The organism is Helicobacter pylori FD535, from assembly GCF_000296015.2.
Lineage (GTDB): Bacteria > Campylobacterota > Campylobacteria > Campylobacterales > Helicobacteraceae > Helicobacter > Helicobacter pylori_CT.
This window is the reverse complement of the sequence record NZ_AKHP02000065.1, coordinates 1-6,680: the sequence shown is the minus strand read 5'-3', so window position 1 is coordinate 6,680 and position 6,680 is coordinate 1. Positions and strand designations below refer to the sequence as shown.

At 38.1% G+C, this 6,680-nt stretch carries 6 protein-coding genes; 3 read left to right on the top strand and 3 right to left on the bottom strand.

Going from position 1 to position 6,680, the window contains the following annotated elements; translation table 11 throughout:
* The 3 genes from DV63_RS16495 to DV63_RS16485 form a co-directional block, all read right to left on the bottom strand.
* Nucleotides 1–591: DUF3519 domain-containing protein (locus tag DV63_RS16495; RefSeq protein ID WP_020982482.1), on the bottom strand; the 591-nt coding region annotated here is incomplete at its 3' end.
* Nucleotides 592–892: 301 nt separating this feature from the next.
* Entirely contained in the window at nt 893–1,444 is a 552-nt protein-coding gene (gene ruvA / locus DV63_RS16490; protein ID WP_000635081.1) for a Holliday junction branch migration protein RuvA, read from the bottom strand.
* A gap of 24 nt (nt 1,445–1,468) precedes the next feature.
* Nucleotides 1,469–3,313, bottom strand: a complete 1,845-nt coding sequence (locus DV63_RS16485) for a FapA family protein (protein WP_000051023.1) — start codon at nt 3,311–3,313, stop codon at nt 1,469–1,471.
* Nucleotides 3,314–3,405: 92 nt separating this feature from the next.
* Between DV63_RS16485 and murJ the strand changes: the two genes are divergently transcribed.
* From murJ to DV63_RS16470, 3 genes are all read left to right on the top strand, one after another.
* Nucleotides 3,406–4,866, top strand: coding sequence for a murein biosynthesis integral membrane protein MurJ (gene murJ, locus DV63_RS16480; RefSeq protein ID WP_000913579.1), 1,461 nt, complete (start codon nt 3,406–3,408; stop codon nt 4,864–4,866).
* Nucleotides 4,867–6,264, top strand: a complete 1,398-nt coding sequence (gene cysS, locus DV63_RS16475) for a cysteine--tRNA ligase (protein WP_000471339.1) — start codon at nt 4,867–4,869, stop codon at nt 6,262–6,264.
* A 224-nt stretch (nt 6,265–6,488) separates the two neighbouring features.
* On the top strand, nt 6,489–6,680 hold a 192-nt coding region (locus tag DV63_RS16470; protein WP_020982486.1), incomplete at its 3' end, for a vacuolating cyotoxin family protein.

Below are 6,680 nucleotides of genomic sequence, written 5' to 3'. Positions count from 1 at the left end.
TTGTAACTTCGCAAGCTTTTCGGCTTTGGCTTGTTCTAAAGGGCTTAAATTTTTAGCTTCTTGTGTGGTTTTGTTATGTAATTCTGTATTTTTTGATAAATCCTCTTGACTTTTTAGGGGTTTTTGTGTAGGATTCTCTGTAGCACCACTATAGGAACTCAACCTATGGCACACCTTCGCATCAGCGTTGAGTGAGGTGCTTGAAAATTCTTTATAAACTTCATTATTTTTATAACTCCCATTGTTCTTGAACATTGTTTTTAAAACTAATTCATTTTTCTTATTGATCGCTTGCTCTACCACTACCGCATAGCCATTAACTTGTTTAAACGCCGTTATAGCTTCTTGATCGTATTTGTCTAAAGTTCTAAGAATTGCATCGGCGTTATTAACGATATATCTATAATTAGCTATATCTTCGTAAGTAATAGGGATTTCTCCATTCCTAACATTAACAGAATTAACGCCATGCCTTTTGAGTATATGAGCGATAGCATCATGATCTAAACTCGCTCTTATGTTTTTAGGGTGTTTAAAGTTAGCGTCAGCTAAAAGTTCTAATTCTTTGTTAGAGGCTTTTTCTATAATCATTTTCTTGTTGTTTTTGTGTAGAAATTCAACAATTTCAGGGTTTAGGTTATTAGTTCCAAAAGTGATCGCATCTCTCCCGCTTGTAGGGATTTCTGCGTTATTTAATAGCGCTTTGATTTGATCGTTAGTGAGTTTTTCATTAGAAAAATCAAACGCTTTCTCTTTGATTTCTTCGCTCGCTTGTTTGACGCCGTTATTAAGCTCTTCAATGATTTTAAGCGTGTTGTTGCTAAAGCTTGCTTTTTGTGCTCGTTTCTAACTGCTTGCCAGGTTTTTAGTGATGGAATACTAAAAACCTTTTTTAAGAGCACAGTTGTTGTAAGGCTTCTTTAATCGCTGCTTCTATGCTGAGATTGGGTTTTAGGGTTTTTAACACTTTATTGATTTCGGTGCTTTTAAAGCCCAAACTCTCTAGGGCTAAAAAGACTTCATTGCGCGCAGGGCTTGTTTCATCTTGAATGAAAAAGCCAATGAGATCCACCATGATCTTATCAGCGAGCTTTTTGCCAATGCCTGGGACTTGCTGGAGTCTTTTGACTTCTTTAGCAGCGATAATGTTTTCAAATTCATTCGGCGAAAAGCTTGAAAGAATGGCTAAAGCGATACGCCCCCCTACCCCATTGATTTTTAAAAGCCTTTCAAAGAGGATTTTTTCGCTCTCTTCTAAAAACCCGTATAAAAGATGCGCATCTTCTTTAATTACTTGTAAGATTTTCAAACGCGCCTTTTGACCCGCTTGAAGCAAAGCGGAAGTGCGCATAGAAACTTGCACCCCATAAACCACCCCTTGCGCTTCTATATGCGCTTCTAAAGCAGAGATTTTTTCCACAACCCCTATCAAACCCACTATCATTTTATCCCTTTTTTATCTCTTGTTCTAGCCTTTTATCGCGCTTTTAGGGACTTTTTTGATTTTGTGATCTTCATAGATCACATTCACGCTTTCATTATGGCTTAGCATGGCGCTTAAGTTGCTCACTTTAGGGTAATTGCGATGGTAGATCACGATATTTTCTTGCTTGAAAGGGTTTTTAGTCATAACGCTTGCATGCTGGAAGCTGTTTTCTATGCTAATGAGTTTAGCGTAACATTCGTTATTGATTTTTTGCAATTCTAGCATTTGGGCTTTTAAGATTTTCAAACGCTTTAAAGCAAACACAAACTCGCTATAAGCGTCTTTCACGCTTTCTTGTTGCATTAAAGAGCGTTTGATCTCTTCAGTGGCGTTTTTAAGCTTTTCCATGATGGCTTGATGGTTTTTGACTAAATGGTTTAAGGACTGGTGCTGAGCGATGATTTTTTTGGATTTTAACCCTAATGCATTGAGTTTTTGTTTAGCGGCTTTCAATTCCTCTTGATTTTCTCGCCCCCCAAAAGCGTAAAAAATAAAGCGGTTGCCATTGCCATCTACCTCATCAATCAAACATTGCTTGGAAAAATACAGCTTGTTATCGCTTTTAAGCTTTTCTAAAGCGATTTCTTTCGCATAGACCACGCTCCCCGCGCTCGCTTCCACTTTAACGCTATTGGCATACACCTTAGCGCGCTCTAAATACTTGCACTCAAACTCTTTAGCGTAGCACACGCCCTTATGGTTAGTGATACGCGCTTTATTGGCATAGACATAGCTTTCAGGGTGGATTTGCCCCTCTATAGTAATTTCTTTAGCCACTAAGATCACATTCTTGCCCACATTGCCCTTAATGTTAATCGCGCTCGCTTCTAAAATGAGGTTAGAATCGATCGCATCGCTCAATTCGTCTTTAGCTTGAATCTCTAAAACCAGCCCGCTTTCCACTCCCCCTAAAAGATTAGGCGTTTCAATGGACTTGATCCCGTTTTTAAAAATAAAATTTTGCTTAGAAACCAAACGCCCTTTTTCCATTTTAACCCCTTGTAAGGCTTTGGAGTAATACACTAAAGCGTTATTTTCTTCTCTTTCTTCAAAAGCGTTTTTGTCATGCCCTATAGGGGTGGGCGAATTGGCAACTTTAGGCAATTCAATATAAAGGCCTTTAAGGTTACGGCCGTCTCTGCCTTGTTTGGGGTAATTAACGCAAGCGACTTTTTGATTTTCTTTAGCGATATAATCATTTTCTTTAACCAACGATTCTTCTTGATCGCTTAAAAAAATGGTATGGGTTGGAAGGTATTCTTCTTCTAATAAAAAATGGGGTTGTTCTTCTACATTAGGGATAAAGGTTGGAGAAGCGTATAAAATAAAGCTCTTATTTTGGGCTTCTTTTTTATATTCTCTTAATTCCGTTTTTAAATTTTCATACATTTGTGGAAAGTGGCGAAACACCACGCCCTCAAAGGCTAAACGCTCTTTAATATACGCAAACATTTCTTGGTAATGCTCTTCAGTGTCTAGGACAATAAAACACTCGTCTAGAATGATTTCTATTTTACTCAAATTTTCATCCACTTCCACTTCAAAAAAGCGCTTATAAGCGTTTGATTTGATTTTAATGTCGTGGGTTTGATAAAGGGTTAGCTCTTTTTTTTCATAGTATTCATCTTCTTCTAATTGTTGCAATTCCCCACCAAAAGCCTCACTAAAATCGTCTTTAGCGCTGTTTTTGATAAAAATAGAAGTTTTTAAAATCTCAAACCACAGATCTTCTGTTTGTAATTTATTTTCAGCGGCCGCTTTTTTTAATTCTTTTTGAATGTCTTTACACCGCTCAACTTTTATAGGGGCAAAATGCTCCAAGCTCATTTTTTAATCCTTAAATGGTATAATATAAGAATTTGAAAAAAGGAATATGCTAACAAAAAAACGCTGAAAATTAGGTAATAAATACGACTAGTATGCTAAAAAAAATATTTTTAACCAATAGCTTAGGGATTTTATGCTCTAGGATTTTTGGCTTTTTACGGGATTTGATGATGGCTAACATTCTAGGGGCTGGGGTGTATAGCGATATTTTCTTTGTGGCTTTCAAATTGCCTAATTTATTCAGGCGTATTTTTGCGGAGGGCTCTTTTTCACAAAGCTTTTTACCGAGCTTCATACGAAGTTCCATTAAGGGGAGCTTTGCGAGTTTGGTGGGGCTTATTTTTGGTGGCGTTTTATTGGTATGGTGCTTACTAGTGGCATTAAACCCCTTATGGCTGACCAAACTCCTCGCTTACGGCTTTGATGAAGAAACGCTCAAACGATGCGCCCCTATTGTAGCGATCAATTTTTGGTATCTTTTGTTGGTGTTCATTACCACTTTTTTAGGCGCACTCTTGCAATACAAACACAGCTTTTTTGCCAGCGCTTATAGCGCAAGCTTACTCAATTTATGCATGATTTTAGCCCTTTTGATTTCTAAAGACAAATCGCATTTAGAAGCGTTGTATTATTTGAGCTATGGCGTGCTTTTAGGGGGCGTGGCTCAAATTTTATTGCATTTTTATCCTTTAGTCAAATTGGGCTTATTGAATTTATTGTGGAAAGGATTTTTGAGCTTTAAGACTAAAAACGCGCTCAAAAAAGAATACCGCTCTAAAAGGGCTAAAAAAGATCTAAAAGGGTTTTTCAAGCAATTCCTCCCTAGCGTCTTAGGCAATTCTAGCGCTCAGATCGCTTCTTTTTTAGACACCACGATCGCCTCTTTTCTGGCGAGCGGGAGTGTGTCTTATTTGTATTACGCTAATAGAGTCTTCCAGCTCCCTTTAGCTTTATTTGCCATCGCCATATCCACAGCCCTTTTCCCTAGCATTGCGATCGCCATTAAAAACAACCAGCAGGATTTAATCTTAGAGCGCTTGCAAAAGGCGTGGTTTTTTTTGGTGGGGGTTTTGCTTCTTTGCAGCATTGGGGGGATCATGTTAAGCAAAGAAATCACCGAGCTTTTATTTGAAAGGGGGCAATTTAGCCCTAAAGACACTTTAATCACTTCGCAAGTCTTTTCGCTCTATCTTTTAGGCTTGCTCCCTTTTGGGCTAACTAAACTCTTTTCTTTGTGGCTTTATGCGAAATTAGAACAAAAAAAAGCGGCTAAAATCTCTTTAATTTCGCTTTTTTTAGGTTTAGCGGCTTCTTTGAGTTTAATGCCTTTATTAGGGGTTTTAGGCTTGGCTTTAGCGAATAGTTTGAGCGGGTTATTTTTATTTGTTTTAACGATAAAAGCGTTTGGCTTTCAAGCATTCTTGGGTATAATTAAAAATTTGAAATCATGGCTTGTAATTCTTTTCCTCGCTTGCGCGGAAATCTTATTACTCTTAGCGTTCAAATCGTGGGTTACACATTTATATTTATTTTATTATTTTCAAGGTTTTTAAATGTTTATTTATGATACCAAATTAAAACAAAAAGTCCCTTTTGAGCCTTTAGTTGGAAAAAAGGCGAATATTTATGTGTGCGGGCCTACGGTGTATGATGACGCTCATTTAGGGCATGCCAGGAGCGCGATTGCTTTTGATTTGTTAAGGCGGACGCTTGAATTGAGCGGCTATGAAGTGGTGCTAGTAAGGAATTTCACGGATATTGACGATAAAATCATCAACAAAGCCTTAAAAGAAAACAAAAGCATTCAAGAACTAAGCAGCATTTATATTGAATCTTACACGAGGGATTTGAACGCTTTGAATGTGAAAAAACCCAGCCTAGAGCCTAAAGCGAGCGAGTATTTAGACGCTATGGTAAGCATGATTGAAACGCTTTTAGAAAAAAATATCGCTTATCAGGTCTCTAATGGGGATATTTATTTAGACACGAGCAAGGATAAAGATTACGGCTCTTTGAGCGTGCATAACAGCAGCGTTGAATTTGGCCGTATTGGTTTGGTGCAAGAAAAACGGCTTGAGCAGGATTTTGTGTTATGGAAAAGCTATAAGGGGGATAATGATGTGGGCTTTGATAGCCCTTTAGGCAAAGGGCGCCCTGGCTGGCATATAGAATGCTCTAGCATGGTTTTTAAAACTTTAGCACTCGCTAACACCCCTTATCAAATTGACATTCATGCGGGCGGAGCGGATTTGTTGTTCCCCCACCATGAAAATGAAGCGTGCCAAACCCGTTGCGCCTTTGGCGTGGAGCTCGCCAAATACTGGATGCATAACGGCTTTGTGAATATCAATAACGAAAAAATGTCTAAAAGTTTAGGCAATAGCTTTTTTATTAAAGACGCTCTCAAAAACTATGATGGCGAAATTTTGCGCAATTACTTACTAGGGGTGCATTACCGCTCTGTTTTGAATTTCAATGAAGAAGACTTGTTGGTGAGTAAAAAACGCTTGGATAAAATCTATCGCTTAAAACAGCGCGTTTTAGGGACTCTTGGAGGAATCAATCCAGACTTTAAAAAAGAAATTTTAGAATGCATGCAAGATGATTTAAACGTTTCTAAAGCGTTGAGCGTTTTAGAAAGCATGCTTTCTTCCACTAATGAAAAACTGGATCAAAACCCTAAAAACAAGGCTCTAAAGGGCGAAATTTTAGCGAATTTGAATTTCATAGAAGAACTGCTTGGCATCGGGTTTAAAGACCCTAGCACCTATTTCCAATTAGGCGTGAGTGAAAGCGAAAAACAAGAAATTGAAAACAAGATAGAAGAAAGAAAACGCGCCAAAGAGCAAAAAGATTTCTTAAAAGCCGATAGCATCAGAGAAGAGCTTTTGAAACAAAAAATCGCTTTGATGGACACCCCACAAGGCACGATCTGGGAGAAGTTTTTTTAAACGCCTCCAATTTTACCTTTTTACACACTCCAGTAACAACTTTCGGCATTTTTGCTTTTTAATCTCGTTAAGTTTTATATTTATTTACCTTAATTTGATAAAAATTGAGCATTGGTTATAGATACTACATATTTATAACCTTAATTCGTAAATGCAACAGAAATTTTCCAGTCTAAAGTCGCACCCTTTGTGCAAAAATCGTTTTACAAGAAGAAAGGAAAGAAATGGAAATACAACAAACACACCGCAAAATCAATCGCCCTCTGGTTTCTCTCGCTTTAGTAGGAGCATTAGTCAGCATCACACCGCAACAAAGTCATGCCGCCTTTTTTACAACCGTGATCATTCCAGCCATTGTTGGGGGTATCGCTACAGGCACCGCTGTAGGAACGGTCTCAGGGCTTCTTGGCTGGGGG

What these genes read in the sequence shown, in the direction of transcription:
- ruvA (WP_000635081.1), bottom strand. Translation starts at nt 1,444, where the DNA reads ATGATAGTGGGTTTGATAGGGGTTGTGGAAAAAATCTCTGCTTTAGAA.
- DV63_RS16485 (WP_000051023.1), bottom strand. Translation starts at nt 3,313, where the DNA reads ATGAGCTTGGAGCATTTTGCCCCTATAAAAGTTGAGCGGTGTAAAGAC.
- murJ (WP_000913579.1), top strand. Translation starts at nt 3,406, where the DNA reads ATGCTAAAAAAAATATTTTTAACCAATAGCTTAGGGATTTTATGCTCT.
- cysS (WP_000471339.1), top strand. Translation starts at nt 4,867, where the DNA reads ATGTTTATTTATGATACCAAATTAAAACAAAAAGTCCCTTTTGAGCCT.